This window comes from Acinetobacter sp. 24-47-66 (assembly GCF_056779755.1).
Map to the genome: position 1 here is coordinate 202,842 of NZ_JBWYIL010000004.1, position 17,648 is coordinate 220,489.

15 protein-coding genes are annotated in these 17,648 nt (G+C 36.9%); 7 read left to right on the forward strand and 8 right to left on the reverse strand.

What is annotated here, in order from left to right:
• Window positions 1–123 precede the first annotated feature (123 nt).
• Together AC1M84_RS06140 and AC1M84_RS06145 are read left to right on the forward strand one after the other, a co-directional pair.
• Window positions 124–846 (forward strand): SGNH/GDSL hydrolase family protein, encoded by a 723-nt coding sequence (locus AC1M84_RS06140; protein ID WP_481594633.1) that lies wholly within the window; start codon window positions 124–126, stop codon window positions 844–846.
• A gap of 13 nt (window positions 847–859) precedes the next feature.
• A complete protein-coding gene (locus AC1M84_RS06145; RefSeq protein ID WP_481594634.1) occupies window positions 860–1,447 on the forward strand; it encodes a uracil-DNA glycosylase family protein in 588 nt (195 codons plus the stop codon).
• A gap of 29 nt (window positions 1,448–1,476) precedes the next feature.
• On the opposite strand, the gene AC1M84_RS06150 is transcribed toward AC1M84_RS06145, so the two are convergent.
• Both AC1M84_RS06150 and AC1M84_RS06155 read right to left on the reverse strand, forming a co-directional pair.
• Entirely contained in the window at window positions 1,477–1,914 is a 438-nt protein-coding gene (locus AC1M84_RS06150; RefSeq protein ID WP_179997989.1) for a hypothetical protein, read from the reverse strand.
• A 90-nt stretch (window positions 1,915–2,004) separates the two neighbouring features.
• Window positions 2,005–3,483, reverse strand: coding sequence for a phospholipase D family protein (locus AC1M84_RS06155; protein ID WP_481594635.1), 1,479 nt, complete (start codon window positions 3,481–3,483; stop codon window positions 2,005–2,007).
• Window positions 3,484–3,684: 201 nt separating this feature from the next.
• On the opposite strand from AC1M84_RS06155, the gene AC1M84_RS06160 reads away from it, so the two are divergent.
• Window positions 3,685–4,794 (forward strand): S-(hydroxymethyl)glutathione dehydrogenase/class III alcohol dehydrogenase, encoded by a 1,110-nt coding sequence (locus AC1M84_RS06160; RefSeq protein WP_481594636.1) that lies wholly within the window; start codon window positions 3,685–3,687, stop codon window positions 4,792–4,794.
• 40 nt (window positions 4,795–4,834) lie between these two features.
• On the opposite strand, the gene AC1M84_RS06165 is transcribed toward AC1M84_RS06160, so the two are convergent.
• A complete protein-coding gene (locus AC1M84_RS06165) occupies window positions 4,835–6,040 on the reverse strand; it encodes an amino acid aminotransferase (RefSeq protein ID WP_481594637.1) in 1,206 nt (401 codons plus the stop codon).
• A gap of 244 nt (window positions 6,041–6,284) precedes the next feature.
• Here AC1M84_RS06165 and AC1M84_RS06170 point away from each other — a divergent pair, with 244 nt between their 5' ends.
• The 4 genes from AC1M84_RS06170 (at window position 6,285) to AC1M84_RS06185 (ending at window position 12,334) form a co-directional block, all read left to right on the forward strand.
• The gene (locus AC1M84_RS06170; protein ID WP_481594638.1) at window positions 6,285–7,046 is read left to right on the forward strand and encodes an alpha/beta fold hydrolase; all 762 of its coding nucleotides are present in this window, start codon (window positions 6,285–6,287) and stop codon (window positions 7,044–7,046) included.
• Window positions 7,047–7,428: 382 nt separating this feature from the next.
• Complete coding sequence (locus AC1M84_RS06175) at window positions 7,429–9,564, forward strand: sensor domain-containing protein (RefSeq protein WP_481594639.1); 2,136 nt, start codon at window positions 7,429–7,431, stop codon at window positions 9,562–9,564.
• Between the two features lie 409 nt (window positions 9,565–9,973).
• The gene (locus AC1M84_RS06180; protein ID WP_481592589.1) at window positions 9,974–11,011 is read left to right on the forward strand and encodes a 3-deoxy-7-phosphoheptulonate synthase; all 1,038 of its coding nucleotides are present in this window, start codon (window positions 9,974–9,976) and stop codon (window positions 11,009–11,011) included.
• A gap of 159 nt (window positions 11,012–11,170) precedes the next feature.
• Window positions 11,171–12,334: a PilT/PilU family type 4a pilus ATPase gene (locus AC1M84_RS06185; RefSeq protein ID WP_481594640.1), complete on the forward strand. Its 1,164-nt coding sequence runs from the start codon at window positions 11,171–11,173 to the stop codon at window positions 12,332–12,334.
• 56 nt (window positions 12,335–12,390) lie between these two features.
• Here the strand turns inward: AC1M84_RS06185 and AC1M84_RS06190 are convergent, their stop codons facing one another.
• The 5 genes from AC1M84_RS06190 to AC1M84_RS06210 form a co-directional block, all read right to left on the reverse strand.
• On the reverse strand, window positions 12,391–13,566 hold the full coding sequence (locus AC1M84_RS06190; RefSeq protein WP_481594641.1) for an MFS transporter: 1,176 nt from the start codon (window positions 13,564–13,566) through the stop codon (window positions 12,391–12,393).
• Between the two features lie 196 nt (window positions 13,567–13,762).
• Window positions 13,763–14,137, reverse strand: coding sequence for a glycine cleavage system protein GcvH (gene gcvH / locus AC1M84_RS06195; protein WP_035267502.1), 375 nt, complete (start codon window positions 14,135–14,137; stop codon window positions 13,763–13,765).
• A gap of 68 nt (window positions 14,138–14,205) precedes the next feature.
• Window positions 14,206–15,237 carry an AraC family transcriptional regulator gene (locus tag AC1M84_RS06200; protein ID WP_481594642.1) on the reverse strand — a complete coding sequence of 344 codons (1,032 nt, stop codon included), beginning with the start codon at window positions 15,235–15,237 and terminating at the stop codon, window positions 14,206–14,208.
• A 116-nt stretch (window positions 15,238–15,353) separates the two neighbouring features.
• Complete coding sequence (locus AC1M84_RS06205) at window positions 15,354–15,788, reverse strand: MaoC family dehydratase (protein WP_481594643.1); 435 nt, start codon at window positions 15,786–15,788, stop codon at window positions 15,354–15,356.
• Window positions 15,775–17,640, reverse strand: a complete 1,866-nt coding sequence (locus AC1M84_RS06210) for an ABC transporter ATP-binding protein (protein WP_481594644.1) — start codon at window positions 17,638–17,640, stop codon at window positions 15,775–15,777. Before AC1M84_RS06210 ends, AC1M84_RS06205 begins: the two co-directional genes overlap by 14 nt.
• Window positions 17,641–17,648 lie beyond the last annotated feature (8 nt).

Below are 17,648 nucleotides of genomic sequence, written 5' to 3' on the forward strand. Positions count from 1 at the left end.
ATGATTCATGGATTTTAGCTTTGAATTAATTATGTAAATGATAATTATTTTCAATAATAAATAGCAATGAAAATATCAAAAAATCGTTTAAAATAGAAAATATCAAAACCTAAAATCAATTACATGTTTCTTAAATTAGCGACAATCGCACTCATTCCAGCTTTACTTGTGCAAGGTTACCAAGTCAAGAAAAATACACCTCGTTTAGCAGAAGCTTTGGGGGAAAGAAATGGTTTGGTTGGGAATGGTCCTCAAATATCAATTTTAATTTTAGGCGATTCAGCTGCTGCTGGTGTGGGTGTGCAATTTCAAGAAGATGCGTTAAGCGGAACATTATTACAGGAACTTAGAGATCATTTTCAAATTCGCTGGTCATTAATTGCAAAAACTGGAAATCGTACTTCAGATGTAATTCGAACTATACAGGCTATTAATGACGATCAGTTTGATATTGTAGTAACTTCGATAGGGGTCAATGATGTAACACAGCTCATCTCACCGCAAAAATGGATCTGCCTACAAGAACAATTATATTCACTGATCGCTGAGAAATTTTCACCCAAGCTCATTATCGCGACTGGAGTTCCACCGATGAATGAGTTTCCTGCATTACCAAATCCTTTAGCTTGGTTGTTTGGAAAATATGCCCATCAAATGAATGTTGAATTGGAAAATTGGATTGAACCACAACCAAAATTTGAATTGGTTAAATATGATTTGGATGAGTATAAACAACTCAATTTGAAGATGGCTGAGGATGGATTTCATCCAAGTAAAGAAATCTATCAGCTTTGGGCAAAAAAAATTAGTTCGATTATTCAAAATCACTTTAGATCGAAAAGTTAGACCGAAATTTGATATGACTGATATCGAAACACATCCACTTGAGCCATTTGTACCTCATCAAGCCAAATTGCTCATGCTTGGCAGTTTTCCTCCGCCGAAAGCAAGATGGAAAATGGATTTTTATTATCCGAATTTTCAAAATGATATGTGGAAAATATATGGGTTGATCTTTTTTCAAGACTCTCATTATTTTCTAGACCGTGAAAATAAACAATTCAAAGAGCAAATGCTGAAAGATTTTCTAAATGAGTTGGGCATTGCAATATTTGATACAGCCTATCAAGTACGGCGTTTGAAAGACAATGCCTCAGATCAATTTCTAGAAATCGTTACACCGACAGATATGCTTCTATTGCTTAAAAAAATTCCATATTGTCGAGATATTATGACCACAGGTGATAAAGCAACTGAGACCTTATTAAAGTCAATGAATGCATCTGTACACACTAAAGTTAAAATGGGTACAGTCGTGGATCTGCAATTTGATAACAAAGATATCCGAATCCATCGTATGCCATCTTCTTCAAGAGCTTATCCTTTAGCTCTTGAAAAGAAAGCCGAATACTATCGTGAACTTTTCCAGTCAATTGGATTAATTTAACAACCTGTTAAAGTCAATCGAGATGCTTATTACACATCATAATCTACATAATCCCACAAGTTTAAACGTGATTTAATTTCTTTACGAATATGTGGAAGCATATTGAGTAGAGTACCATCAATCCATAAAGATAATGCTTGAGCAGATAATTCTTGTCCTTCTTCATCAACTAAGCGGGCACCCTTCACAATCACGAGCGTTTGTTCTGAGACAGAGGTTTCAATGCCTTTGAACAAAACTTGTAACTCATGACCATTGTCTAAAATTAACCAAGCCAATTCAATTTGAACATTATGGTTAGATTTTAACGTGATAGAACCTTCAACTAAGTCTTCATCAGTAAGGCAATCATAATCAACACTAATTTTAGCTAAATACCATTCATGCTGAGATAAATCTTCAAGTGATAAAAAAGGGGTGAGTATGTCGTTCAGATTATACTGTCGACTAAGATCAAAAAATTGCATGGGAGTAGAGTAGAACCAAGGGTTCAAAAAATAAAACGTGAATAATAATGCAATTTATCCTGGTTGTACAAACCAGTCACAACAAAGAATTTACATCATCCATTCGATTGGGAGATAGGACAAAGACTTGAACATAAATCTCTGAAAACGAGTCGTTTCAGGGTCATGATCATGTATTAACTTTTCTTCACCTCGTTGTTCTTCCCATCTTAAGTTTTGATGGGCATCCAAATGTAGTTGATAGGCAACTTTGGGAAGATTTTCATCTAAAGATTGAGATATCTCTGTTTTAAAATCGGCTGACTCAATGATCAGTCCAAGTTCAGTATTCAAATACGCTGAACGTGGATCAAAATTGAATGTTCCAATAAAAACTTTATCATCTACAGTAAAAAATTTAGCATGAAGCCGCGACGCATTTTTTCCTTTCGCAGGAATAACATTACCCGTCATAATTTCATACCAAGTCCGATCAGACCGTTCAATATAAGGTTTAAACTCGTAAAGTTTTACATCTGACCTTAAGAGTGAGGTTCGATATTTTTGATAAAATGCATGAACAATCGGGACATCATTTGCCAAATATGAGTTTGTTAAAACTCGAACTTTGACATTCTGCTCACTCAATTGTTTGAGTAAAGACTCACCATGAACAGTAGGAACAAAATAGGCAGACACCAAGTTTATTTCTTGAGCAGGTTTCCCCATAATGGATTTGAACTGATTAATCAGCAGTTCATGAGATTGAGCTTTCGCTCTGATTTTATTGGGGCTGTCTGCAACAAAATGAGCTTTAGACCAACGAATAGGATGTTTTTTTAAATTTTCTTCTAAAAAACGTTCTGCTTGATCAATACGTTTTTTAGTTTCAGCACCTTGAAAATTTTGCTTGGTTGAATAATGCGATCTTAAATGCGCTAATTCTTTTTGAGACTCAGGAATTATTTGCTGAATATCATAACTCAGCTCATCATTCCAAAATTGGTGAAACACCGTGTTTGCAGCTGAAACTGATTGACCTGCAAATAAAATATCCATATCCGCGAATTGAAAATTGTCACTGGCATCAAAATATTCATTACTGATATTACGCCCCCCAGTAACAGCAATCGCTCCATCAGCAATAATCAATTTGTTATGCATTCTATGATTGATTTTATTAAAGCGAAACACATAATCCAAAACTCTAAAGCTGCGAAATTTGTAGGGATTGAATAGTTTAATTTCGATATTAGGATGTTTAGACAATGCACTTAAGGTCGAGTCTAATTGAGTGCCATTTTGATCATCAATTAATAGTCGAACCTTCACATTACGATCAGCTGCTTTGAGTAGGTCAGACAATAAATGCTGACCTATCACATCATTTTCCCAGATATAATACTGTAAATCGATCGTATGTTGCGCTTCACGTATTAAATGAACACGTGAAGCCATACTCATAAAAGGATCATGAAGTGGTAAGAATGCGGTTAAACCTTGTTCAATATTGCGTTTTGTTTCAGGTGTATTACTGAGCCAATGTGTGGCATGAGGTTGGATTGGGGCTTGTTTTATACTTGTATTCATCGCCAAATTACATCCAGTTAAAATAAGGAATGTGAGTAAACACAATATATGTCGCAACATAAGTATCAAAGCTGTCGTTCCTAAATCTTATTATGCAGTTGTATGGCTATAATATCATCAATCAAATAGTTGAATGTTTTTATCAAAAGCGGTTACTGTAACTTATCTGTTAAATCTTAATTTACAAAGGAAGTTTTCATCATGAAATCTCGTGCAGCGGTGGCATTCGGTCCAGGTCAGCCATTACAAATTGTTGAATTAGATGTTGCTCCACCACAAGCTGGTGAAGTATTGGTGAAAATTACGCATACAGGTGTTTGTCATACTGATGCATTTACACTTTCTGGTGAAGACCCAGAGGGCGTATTCCCTGCGGTACTGGGTCACGAAGGTGCAGGTATTGTGGTTGAAGTTGGTGAAGGCGTAACCAGTGTTAAACCAGGTGATCATGTCATTCCGCTTTATACTGCAGAATGTGGCGAATGTTTGTTCTGTAAATCAAATAAAACAAACTTATGTGTCTCTGTACGTGCCACTCAAGGTAAAGGTGTTATGCCTGATGGAACGACTCGATTCTCTTATAATGGCGAACCTATTTACCATTATATGGGATGTTCAACATTCAGTGAATACACAGTTGTTGCCGAAGTATCGTTAGCAAAAATTAATCCTGAAGCAAACCCTGAACACGTTTGTTTATTGGGTTGTGGCGTGACGACTGGTATTGGTGCGGTTCACAATACTGCAAAAGTACAGGAAGGTGATACTGTTGCTGTGTTCGGTTTAGGTGGTATTGGTTTAGCAGTTGTTCAAGGTGCTAAACAAGCCAAAGCTGGCCGGATTATTGTAGTGGATACCAATCCAGAAAAATTTAAATTGGCTGAGCAGTTTGGTGCTACAGATTTCCTTAATCCTAAAGACTATGATCAACCTATTCAACAAGTCATTGTAAAGATGACTGGATGGGGTGTTGATCATTCATTTGAGTGTATCGGTAATACAAACGTAATGCGTTCAGCGCTTGAATGTGCACACCGTGGTTGGGGTCAATCTGTCATTATTGGTGTGGCTGGTGCAGGTCAAGAAATCTCAACTCGTCCATTCCAATTAGTGACTGGACGTAAATGGATGGGTACAGCATTTGGTGGTGTAAAAGGTCGTACTCAATTACCAAAAATGGTTGAAGATGCGATGAAGGGTGACATTCAATTAGAACCTTTCGTCACTCATACTATGGGTCTAGAAGACATTAATAAAGCCTTTGATTTAATGCACGAAGGTAAATCAATCCGTACTGTTGTACATTTTTAATTGAGCAATAAAAAACGGGCGATATGCCCGTTTTTTGTTTTTAAGCGGTAGCTTTCAAAACTTCTGCAATTGATTCAGCCACATAATCAATATTATTTAAGTTTAATCCTGCTGCGCACATACGACCACTACGGACTAAATAAATACCATATTTATCTTTCAGAATGTCCACTTGTTCACCAGTCAAACCTGTATAACTGAACATACCTTGTTGTTTCACTAGATAGCTAAAGTCACGTTCAGGTAGAGCCGCACTCAATTTAGAATTTAACAATTCACGCATTTTAATAATACGTTCACGCATTTCTTGTAATTCAGCTTGCCATTGAGCAGTTAGATCTGCGTTGTTTAACACGTTTTCAACCAACAATGCACCTGTGCTTGCTGGACTAGAATAAATACGGCGTACAGTTGCTTTTAATTGTCCAAGCACTTTTTGAGCAGTAGCTTGATCATCACAGACAAATGTTAAGCCGCCGACACGCTCACCATACAGTGAGAAGATTTTTGAGAATGAATTACTCACAATGAAATTCATATCTGATTTATCTAAAGCACGAATAAGGTATGCATCTTCTTCAAGACCTTTACCGAAACCTTGATAAGCGATGTCAAGGAATGGAATAAGATCATTCGTCTTAAGTACTTCGATCACTTGATCCCATTCTGCTGGCGTTAAATCTGCACCAGTTGGGTTATGGCAGCAAGGATGAAGCAAAACAATACTTTTTGCTTTTAGTGTTTTTAATTCCTCAAGCATTGCTGGAACGTTAACGCCATTTGTATCAGCATCAAAATAAGGATAGAAATGAGATTGGATACCAGCGCCATTAAAAATTGCGATATGGTTATCCCAAGTTGGCTGACTTACCCAGATATCTGACTCAGGGAAATATTTTTTCAAAAAATCAGCACCAACTTTAAGTGCACCTGAGCCACCAAGTGTTTGAATCGTGACAGCACGACCATCTTTACGCGCTTGACTATCAGGACCTAAAACTAATGCTTGAGTCGCTTCGTTATAAGATTTCAAACCATCCATTGGTAAATAAAGTTTAACTTTATCGTTGCTCGGTTCAATATTTTTGTACGCAGCTTTGACCGCATTTAACTGAGGTACAATACTGTCTTCGTTATAATATAGACCAATACTCAAATTCACTTTTTGAGTACGCTCATCTTTACTATATTCTTCCATAAGTGAAAGAATAGGGTCACCTGCATAAGCATCTACATGATGAAACATGGTCTAAATTTCCTAAAATGTTCAAAGTAAAAAGTTTAATCGGATAATATATATAATTTCCGCACGATCTCAAGATCGAATTACAGGACTAATTTTTATAAAACTCAATACTTTTACTTATAACCGAATTTTTTTGATTGTCTTTAATTTACTGAATTATATAAATAAAAATTAAACTAACACTAAAATACAAACTCTACTGTTAGAATTTGAATCACATTTTTAAAGCTATTTGAGTATATATATGCGACTAAATGCTGAGATCACCAAATCAAATGCGAATCCACGTCAACCTGCTCTTGTTCTGATTCATGGTCTTTTTGGTAGTTTATCGAACCTCGGCATGCTCGCGAGAGCATTTCAGGAAACGCATGATGTCATCCAAATTGATTTGCGTAATCACGGTTTATCACCTCATTCTAATCAAATGAGTTATCAACTCATGGCGCAAGATGTTGTAGAAACTTTAGATGATATGAATGTGCAACAATTTCACATCATTGGTCATTCGATGGGGGGGAAAGTTGCCATGCACTTAGCAAACCTTGTACCACATCGAGTAGTTAAGTTGATTGTACTTGATATGGCACCCGTCGCTTATCAAAAATCTCATCATGATCAAATTTTCAAAGCTTTAGAAGAAGTTCAAAAAGCTCAAGTTGTTTCAAGAAAGGAGGCAACCGAGTTGATGCAGAAATATATTAATGAAATTGGCGTTATTCAATTTCTGCTCAAATCTTTCCGCAATGGACAGTGGCTATTTAACTTAGATGCACTTAAACAACAATATTTTCAGATTTTGTCATGGGAACGTCTTAATCCACAATCGAATGAAACTTTGTTTTTAAAAGGAGAATTATCCGATTATATTAATCTGGAGCGCGATAATGATCTTATTCGGTTTCAATATCCTAAAGCTAAATTTGTGACGATTGATGGCACTGGACATTGGTTACATGCAGAAAAACCAAGTGAGGTTATCAAAAACATTAAAGATTTTTTATAATAAATTAATAATAAGTTTAGATTATTTTTATATTATTCGATACCTACTTAATATAAGTAGGTGTTTTTTTAATTAAAATCGGAATTATTTAATTCTAAGATGTAGAATTATCAAATAAATTCATTATTGTGTCGTATTTCATTATTTTTTATGCATTTTGTCTATTTAATATTCACAAGTTATAAAAATTATGTATCATGCAGAAATGGTATTTGTATTAATTTAATCCATTTAAGTGTTATTATTATCACGTATTTTAAAATTAATGATGTTTGATAATCATTATTAACGAAATTTAAATACTGATTAATTAAATTCTAAATTTTACGCTGATTTTTGTATTCGTCATTTTGATGGGTTGTTATTTTCGAATAGGTGAACTATGAGCATTCTGGATCTGAATAGAGCTGATCATTTACAGTCCAAAGCTGTGCCTTTGCATATAACACTGTCAGATGACTTTAAATTTGCACTCGATTTACTGCCCAATTTGATTTGGGTCAGTCACACCAACTCAGGGTATTGTAACCTCGCACTTAAACAATATATCGGTGCGGATACGCAAATCTTACGTGACGTAGACTGGCTTAAATTTGTTCATCCTGATGATGCTGAACATCTTTATCAGATTTGGAATGATGCTCAAAAAAACGGTCAGAAATTTGAAAAAGAGTGTCGTATAAAAAATAAATCAGGTGAATATTTTTGGTTCTTAATGCTTGCTGAACCTAAGGTGATTCAATCCAACCAGCAAAATTGGATGATAAGTTGCACAAATATCCATGATCGTACAATCAAAATGCGTGAAACTGCTGAGGCCTTACGTGCCAATACAGATATGCTCGATGTCAGCGTAGACTGTATAAAAATTATCACACCAGATGGCAAGCTTGAACACATGAACAAATCTGGATGCATGGCATTACTGGGTCAAGAGCGTGTTAAGAAATTTGGAATGGACTGGTTAACGCTGTTACCACCTGAAGTACGCGAACAGGGGGCAAAAGCGATTAAAACAGCAGCTCGAGGGAAGAATGCCCGTTTTGCGGGCATGAGCACACACGGCGATACTGTGATGTATTGGGATAATATTTTAACACCTGTGCATGATGAACAAGGAAATACGACCAGTATTCTCTGTGTATCACGTGATATTACCCGTCAACGTGTTGCCGAAGCTAAACTTAAAATCAGCAGTGAATATGATGATCTGACCGATCTGATGAATCGTCGTGCCTTCAAAAATAAATTAAAAACGGCGATTTCACAGGCAAATCGTGAGAAAACACTTATTGGTATGATGTTTATTGATCTCGATCATTTTAAAAACATTAACGATACTTTAGGTCATCCTGCTGGAGATCATCTACTTAAAGTCTTATCTAAACGTCTGCAAAAGAGTTTGGATCGCAAGTGTATTGTTTCACGTTTAGGTGGAGATGAATTTGCAATTATCGTGACAGGGATGACCTCAGAAGAAGAATTACATCAAACCACACAGAAAGTGCTTAAACAAAATATTGCCCCCATCACTTATGCAGGAAAAGTGATTAATAGTGGGATGAGTATTGGATGTGCCATTTATCCTAAAGATGCTCAAGATGTATTCGGATTGATGAAATGTGCGGATACCGCTTTAAATGATCTTAAAGAAAAAGGTCGTGGTGGGTATCGTATGTATGATAACGAAATGTTTGCACTTGCTGAAAAGAAGATGCAACAACTTGATACTGCTCGCTATATCATACAGGACAATTTAATCGAACCGTATTATCAACCTAAGGTTCGCTTAGATAACTGTCAGCTAATCGGATTTGAAGCTTTGATGCGTTGGCATGATGCACAGCAGCAACTTCATTATCCAGCTTCAATCTCAGAAGCGTTTAACGATTATGAGCTGGCCAGTAAAATCAGTGAAATCATGCATGAAAAGATTCTGAGTGACATGGCGGATTGGATGTCTAAGGGAGTTCAACTTGTACCGATCTCAATTAATGCCTCTCCAGTTGAATTCATGCGTGACAATTATGCAGAATTGTTGATTCAACGTTTAGAACGACATCAAATTCCTGCTCATTTAATCGAGGTTGAAATTACAGAACATATCCTGTCTGAGCGCGGAATAGAATTTGTGATTCGAGCACTGCAAAAGCTCAAAAACTATGGTCTTCGAATTTCATTGGATGATTTCGGAACCGGTCATTCTTCAATGACGCATTTAAGAGATTATCCTGTCGACTGTCTCAAGATTGATTACGCTTTTGTGAATCGAATGAATGAGGAGAAGTCAATCAATTCAATTGTAGAGGGCATTGCTAAGCTTGGACCTATTCTGTCATTGGATGTGATCGCTGAAGGCGTTGAAACATGCCAACAGCTCTTAAGTCTTCAGGATGTTGGCTGTGCATATGGTCAAGGCTTTTTATTTAGCCAAGCGATTTGTAAGTCTGAGGCTGAGCAACTGATGCTCAAACAAATATGCGCTATAAAAGATTGGCTTCCTATAGATAAGCAATAAACCATTGATATCTTTGAGTTATGACTGATATAACAATATTTTTTATATAAATTGCTTGTCAATCAGTCTATTTATGCGTATTTTACTTTTAAGGGTTATATTTTAGATAATTTGATGAAAACGACACACTTGATTACTAACGCTTATTATTATTTTTGGCAATTTAACATCTAGTTGCCTAGACGCGTTCGGGCAACAAAAATGTTGCCCATCAAGTTTATACCTGATTGGCAACACCAATCAGGTTTTTTTTCATCTCAACAAATATAGGAGCATCTCATGAAAACATTGAATACTTTTTATTTTAGCAACGGTTATTGGTTCTATTTTAGTCAAGAACAAAACCCAGCCAATAGACACCTCACGCTCAAATAAAAGATAGGGCAATTGCTGCCCAAAGGAATTCAAGATGAATGCAATTAATTCTCAGCTTATAACGACAGCTCAACATACTTTAGAAAAAAAATTAAGCTTACCATTAGAACTAAAATCAGCTTTACCTGTTAGTCCGATAGTTTCACTTCAGATTCGTCAACATCGCCAAACCATACAAGATATTTTAGCTGGTCATGATCCACGTTTATTGGTCATTACTGGTCCATGTTCGATTCATGATCCTAAAGCAACCCTCGAATACGCACAAAAATTAAAAAAACTGCAAGAACAAGTCAAAGATCAGATTTTCATCGTGATGCGTACTTATATTGAAAAACCCCGCACCACTGTAGGATGGAAAGGCTTTTTATATGATCCAGATTTAAATGGTTCAGCAGATATGCAAAAAGGACTTGAACAGTCTAGATCGCTCTTCATTCAAATTGCTGAAATGGGTTTGCCATTGGCTACAGAAATCTTAAGCCCAATGGCAACAGGATATTTTGATGATTTGATTTCATGGGGTGCGATTGGGGCGAGAACAAGCGAGTCGCAAATTCACCGCGAAATATCTAGCCATATGCCTTATAGCATTGGGTTCAAAAACGGTACAGATGGATCAATCCAAATTGCATTGGATGCGATTCAGTCCGCTTCACAGCCGCATCAATTTCTTGGTTTAAGCCAAGATGGTGGTCCAAGCATTTTATCTTCAAAGGGTAATCCGCACGCACATTTGATCTTACGTGGATCGAATCAGGGTACAAATTACCAATTCGCTGAAATTAAAAAGATTCAAGAAAACAATAACCATGTATTACCAGCTTTGATTATTGATTGTAGCCATGGGAACAGTGCTAAAAATCCATTGAATCAACCTGCTGTATTAAAGCAAATTGTGAATGAACGACCTCAAACACAAGTCCGTGGCGTCATGCTAGAAAGCTTTTTAGTCGATGGCAATCAGAAAATTTCTGATCACATGACTTACGGTCAATCAGTGACTGATGGATGCTTGGATTGGTTAAGTACAGAGCAATTGATTTTGGATGTTGCTCAACAACTCTCCTAATATAATTCGTAAAAAAGAACCCATGAAATATGGGTTCTTTTTTTGCCTTTAAGATTTGAATGTTTTTTTAAAGCATTAAATATTTGATGAAACAGCTGAAATAACCTTATATTTCTATTAGTATTTTAAGTATTTAATATTTATAACTTGGGGAAATTAATGTTCAGTAATGAATTACTTAGCGAAGCTCGGCAATTCATGTTCAGATTGCTTAAAAGCGTTTTTGACCATGAGGGATCAGATTTATTTATTTCAGCTGATTTTCCTCCAAGTATGAAACATCAAGGTTCAATGAAGCCTTTAAGTTCTCAAGTTTTGACTGCAGAAAAAACAAAACTATTCGCTTATAGCTTAATGAATGAAAAACAAAGAGCAGAATTCGAGAGTGAATTAGAATGTAATTTTGCCATTAATGTCCCAGATGTATCGCGCTTTCGCGTGAATGTTTTTCAACAGCAACTTAATGTAGGGATGGTCATTCGTACCATTACCTCTGAAATTCCAAACTTTGAAAAGTTGAAATTACCAGAAACATTGAAAGATGTGGTGATGGAAAAGCGAGGTTTAATTCTAGTGGTTGGTGGCACTGGATCGGGTAAATCTACCTCACTTGCTGCCATGATTGATTACCGTAATGAGAACTCAGCAGGGCACATCATTACTGTAGAAGATCCAGTTGAATACGTGCATAAACATAAAAAATCAATGGTCACTCACCGAGAAGTCGGAGTGGACTGTCACTCATGGCATAATGCGCTTAAAAACACACTTCGTCAGGCACCAGATGTAATTTTAATTGGCGAAATCCGTGATACGGAGACCATGGAGCATGCGATCGCTTTTGCAGAGACTGGTCATTTGTGCCTAGGCACGTTGCATTCTAATAATGCCAATCAAACCTTAGATCGAATTATCAACTTTTTCCCTGAAGAACGGCGTAATCAGTTGCTTATGGATCTTTCATCAAATATGAAAGCCATTATTTCTCAACGTTTAGTTCGAACTGAAGATGGTGTCGGACGTAGAGCTGCTGTAGAAGTCATGCTAAATACACCTTTAGTTTCGGATTTGATTTTGAAAGGTAACTTTCATGAGTTGAAAGAAATTATGACCAAGTCTCGAGAACTGGGGATGCAAACATTTGACCAAGCATTGTTTGATTTATATAACGAAAGTGCGATCAGTTATGATGAAGCCATTCGTAATGCTGACTCTAAAAATGAATTACGTCTACAAATTAAACTGAAAAGTACACGCATCCGAGAGAATGCTGAAACGTCTTCACAAACCTTCAGTATGTTTGATGAAGATGCAGAAAGCTAATTGAATAAAAAAAAAGCCTTCATCTGAAGGCTTTTTTTGGAAAAATTTTTAACTATCTAGACCGCTTTTACTTTAGTTTGAACAACGAAGCGGTAAAACAGCAAGCTTAATAGCGTCAATATTGCGCATAATATATATGCAATCGAATACTGATAGTGTGTGATCACAATCCCTAAAATAAAAGAACCTAATGCGATGCCAATGTCGTAAAAGGTGTAAAAAGTTGAACTCGCATGTCCAACACGTTCACGTGCTACAGCTTGAATGGCTTGCGTTTGAAGACATGGCTGAGCAGATCCAAAGCCTATACCAATAAAGACAGCAGATATCAATAATCCGGCAGCAGAATGAATTTGGCTTAGAATGAATAGCCCAATGCTAAAGCTCACAATCGCTGGATAGACAACGTAGGCAGGACCCTTGGAGTCATATAACTTTCCTGTGAAGGGTCTTAGGAGCATCATGGAAACTGCAAAAACAGCAAAAAATAAACTCGCATAGGTCAATAAATTTTTTGATTCAGCATATGTCGAGATAAAAGACATGATACTTGCATAAGAAAATGAGATGAGCATCGCCATCATCGCAACAGGTAAAGCTTTAATCTCAACAAAATCATGAAGACTAATTTTTGTTTTGCGCTTAAAAGTTTGAAATTGTGTCTGGATCGGAATCAAAAAGCAGAACAAATAACCAATAAAAACAATTGCAGCTAAAAGGGTAGCCACTGGAATATATCCCCATGGTTGAATGAGAATCAAGCCCAACATGGGTCCTAGTACAATGGCAAGATTGACTGACATGACAAAATAGCCCATGCCTTCACCTTTACGCTGATTTGGAATGAAGTCATTGACGATTGGTATCATGGCAGTGGTCAAAATACTAAACCAAATTCCTTGTAGTAACCGAATGACCAGTAATAGGGTTAGATTATCAGCAAAGATATAAGCGAAAGAGAGCAGTACAAAAAATGACTCAGAGATATAAAGTGCTTTTTTAAGCCCAATCTTCTCGATAATGAGACCGGTAAACGGTCGTATTGCGATCGATGAAGCTAGAAATAAAGTCAGTGCAAGCCCAGCTTGGGTAATATTACCATTTAAATCATTCAGAATATAAATTGGCAATATCGTTGTCTGAGCAAAATAAAAGATGAAAATAAATAAGTTATTAATTAGACACAGAATAAAAGATTTATTCCATAGATGCTCAGCATGTATAGAAGACATAGACAACCTTGAAATATTGAACCATTAAAAGCTTCAATCTGTGCCAAATAAAATTATTTTTGGTTTTGGTCAGCAATGAAGTAGGGAGAGAAGTTGAATTAATTATAATCAAATTACATGAAAATTACAGCAAAAAGTGAGCCATTCATCCGAAAATGTATAAATAAAAAACCAGTCCGTAGACTGGTCATAAATATTACAAACCTGATTCATAATCTGTATTTGAGAGAAGTTGTTCTACATCTGCCAAATTAGATGGTTTGATTTTGTAGATCCAGCCTTTGCCATAGGGATCATCATTTACAAAATCTGGATCATCTTCTAGATTTTCATTAATTTCTACAACTACACCACTTACAGGAGCATGAATATCAGAAGCTGTTTTCACAGACTCAACTACACCCGCTTGTTCACCAGCAGTCAATTCACGACCTACTTCAGGTGCTTCTACATAGACAAGATCACCCAATGCATCTTGTGCGTGATCTGAGATCCCAGTAACAACGAGATCACCTTCAATACGTACCCATTCGTGTGTGCGAGCATATTTAAGCTCTGAAGGATGATTCATCACGACTCCTCAATTCGATTTGAAAAATTTTCTTGTGTTATACAGTGTTTTATTTAAAAACGAAAGTTCTATAAATATGGATCTTTACGCCAACTGCTTGGACTTCGACCACTCCAACGTTTAAATGCACGACTGAAATTCGCAACATCTGAATAACCGAGTTCATCTGCGATTTGTTCAAGTGAATAGTCAGTACGTGACAGTAGGGAGGTTGCATGACGATATCGAACTTCATCCACTAAGGTTGAAAAAGAAGTTCCTTCTGCAGCCAACTGACGTTTCAGTGTACGATCAGACATATGCAGGCGATCTGCCACATTTTCAATACTTAAATAGTGCTGTTCAGAATGTGTCAAAATATCGCGAACACGCATTGAAATTCGACGGCGTTCTCCAAGCTCTGATAGTTCTGCTTCACACTGATTAATTGCAATTTGACTGGCAATCGGATCTGCGTTAACCATCTTCAAGCCTAAATAACTTTTATCGAAACTGGCAAGAAAATGAGTCTGGTTAAAATGAATAATCGTTTTAGGGTGTAGACGACTGATGTATTTGTCAAAGCCTTCAGGTTTAGGAAAGTCGAAATTAATTTCGCCATATAAATCATTTATGCCTGTCAGTGCTTTTGCCATGGTAATGACACCAAAAGTCAAAGCCATGACAATTTCAGTTCTCAGCGGTTCAAGATCAATATCACATTGTAACTGCAAAGAAACTTGTTCTGTAAATGTCGAAAAATGAAATTGCAGAAAAGGCATACGCAGTTGTATAAAGCGGTTGGCTAAAATAAGTGCATCAGTAATCTCATTCGAAGTCATAATGGCATAGCCAATAAAACCATGGATAGAAATCCGCATTTGGTTACCAAGATGATAACCAAGAGAACTTTCACCTGTCATTTTGCGCGCGAGAATAATCATCTCATTCGCTACATGGAGTGGAATTCTAAATTCAGGATCGGCAAGTTGCTCGTTGGTGAATCCAAAGGGAGCGAATAGCGACTCAGCACTATAACCCCAACGAGAAACAACATCTAAAAGTAAGAGTCCGTAAACACCTGGAATGCCTAAATCTGGGCGAACTGAAACTGTTTTCATGTGCGATCCATTGCTTTACACAATTTTTTTCATAATTTTTGGTGAAAATAATACTGACATAAATTCCAGATAGAAAATACCAATTTTGTCGGACAAATCTAGTGTGAAACCGATGTTTAAGTCTTAAAAACGACAATTTTTGTGGTTGAAATCAACAAAACATCACCATGCTGATTTTTTGTTTGTGTGACATAACTCACAATTCCACGATCTAGCTTTGTTTTTGAAGGATTGATAGCAACAATTTCAACTTCCACATGCAAACGATCACCTGCACGAGCTGGTTTTGGCCATCTTAAGCTTGACTCTGAACCGATAAGCCCCTTGGCAATTGGAAAACATTCAGTCCAGAGACGCATGGTAATGGCTGAAGTTTGCCAACCACTGGCTGCGATACCTTGAAAAATAGGATGATCTTTTGCAGCCTCTTCATCAGTATGAAAGACTTGAGGGTCATATTTTTGTGCAAATTCTTTAATTTCTTCGAGTGTTAACTCATATTCACGACTTTTAAACTGATCACCCACTTTTAAATCATCAAGATAAAGCATCTTCGTCTAATTCCTTGTCTTTCACTTTTTGTTCAACTAAAAATCCACCCGTTTGGCGTTGCCAAAGTTGGGCATAAATTCCATTCTGTTGGATCAGCTCATCGTGAGATCCTTGTTCTACGATATTTCCTTGATCCAAAACAATTAATCGATCCATTTGAGCGATTGTTGAAAGGCGGTGTGCAATTGCAATTACCGTTTTACCTTCCATCAGGTCATCAAGGCTTGCCTGAATCGCAGCCTCCACTTCTGAATCGAGTGCGCTGGTTGCTTCATCTAAAATCAAAATTGGAGCATCTTTTAGGAATACCCGTGCAATTGCTATACGCTGTCTTTGCCCACCAGATAATTTTACACCACGCTCACCTACATAAGCGTCATATCCTGTCTGACCACGTAGATCTGTAAGCTGTGGAATAAACTCTTCTGCTCGAGCTTTACGGACAGCTTCATACATTTCTTCATCAGTCGCTTCAGGTCGACCATATTTAATATTCTCAGCAACACTTCGATGCAGCAAAGAAGTATCCTGCGTCACGAGAGCAATGTTTTTTCTTAAACTATCTTGGGTGACTTCATCAATCGCTTGGCCATCGATATAAATTTTACCTTGTTGGGTTTGATAAAAATGAAGTAGTAGTTGGATCAGTGTCGATTTTCCAGCACCAGACCGACCGACAATTCCAATTTTTTCACCCGGTTTAATTTCTAAATTCAAGTGATTAATAACATTTTTTTGATTATATGCAAAGCTCACATTATCAAATTTAATCGCACCAGAGCGTACCTCGAGTGGCAGTGCAGCTTCTTTGTCTTGAATTGCTATTGGTTTGGCTAGCGTGGTCATCCCATCTTGGATGGTACCAATATTTTCAAATAAGGCTGAAGTTTGCCACATCATAAAAGAAGCCATACTATTCAGCTTTAAAATCATGGCTGTCGTTGCGGCGATCACACCGATGTTTGCTTCACCAATAAACCAAAGCCAAACTGCTGTACCTAAAACGCCAAAGAATAAAATTGCGGTCAGTAGATTAATGCTAATTTCATAAGCAGTTCCCAGACGCATCTGGGTATACACCGTCTTCATAAAAAGTTGCATAGACTCTTTGGCATATTGGCTTTCACGACCAGCATGTGCAAACAATTTTACTGTTTGTATATTTGTATAAGCATCAGTCACACGACCAGTCATCACCGCGCGTGCATCAGCCTGCTTTTTTGAAATTTTTCCAAGTCGCGGGATAAAGAAGGATGCCGCGCCAATGAATAAAATCAACCATGCCATCAGGGGAATAAGGAGAAGAGGGGAGACGTTTCCTAAAACCACACTGATGGTAATAAAATAAATCACCACATAAGTAACGATATCCCCCAAAATTACCCAAAATTCACGAACTGCAAGTGAAGTTTGCATGACTTTAGCTGACAATCGACCTGCAAAATCATTGTGAAAAAAGTCTAAACCTTGAAGAAGTAATAAGTTGTGAAAACGCCAACGCAAGCGCATTGGAAAGCTACTGAATAAAATCTGATGCCTTATGATTGATTGCAAACTTGCAAAGAAAATATTAGCAAGTAGAAAACCAGACAAAATCATCAGATTTGTTTGGTTATTTTCGAGAAAATTTTGAGGCGTCGATGCGGACAACCAATCAACTAAATGACCAATTTGAGAGAAGAAAATAGCTTCAAATGAAGCTGTTGCTGCAGTAAATAACACCAACACCAAGAGATAGCGCTTAACTCCTGATGCTGCTTGCCAAACAAATGGAAAAAATTTCTTCGGCAAGGGCTGATTTAAATCTTTGGATGGATATGGATCAACGAGTCTTTCAAACCACTGCAGCATACGACTAA